Annotated in this window: 1 protein-coding gene; it reads right to left on the minus strand. The window is 48.7% G+C overall.

The features are described from left to right. Positions 1 to 334 (minus strand): response regulator (locus tag KMS84_RS44140; RefSeq protein ID WP_256921467.1); only part of this gene is annotated, 334 nt, incomplete at its 3' end. Between the last annotated feature and the right edge of the window lie 25 nt (positions 335 to 359).

Genomic DNA, 359 nt, shown 5'->3' on the forward strand with positions numbered 1-359 from the left:
GTCTTTGCAGCGAGCGCATGCGAGCAAGCAGCTCGGGAAACTCGAAGGGCTTGACGAGGTAGTCATCTGCGCCACCGTCCAAACCCTTGAGCTTGTCGTTGGTTCGTCCCCAGGCAGTCAGCATAATGACGCGGACCCGGCTGGTTTCTCTAATGACTTCCAAAAGGTCCAAGCCATTGATGTCAGGGAGGTTCACATCGAGAAGCAGAAACGAATAAATATTAGTATTGAATAAGTGAGCGGCATCAACACCATTGTTTGCTATATTTACGATGTACCCGCTTTCAGAAAGGCCCTGCTGAAGGTATTCTACGTTTTTGGTTTCGTCTTCCACAACTAGAACGCGCATAACTTATCTC

Origin of the sequence: Streptomyces hilarionis, from assembly GCF_024539675.1 — a bacterium.
Lineage (GTDB): Bacteria > Actinomycetota > Actinomycetes > Streptomycetales > Streptomycetaceae > Streptomyces > Streptomyces hilarionis.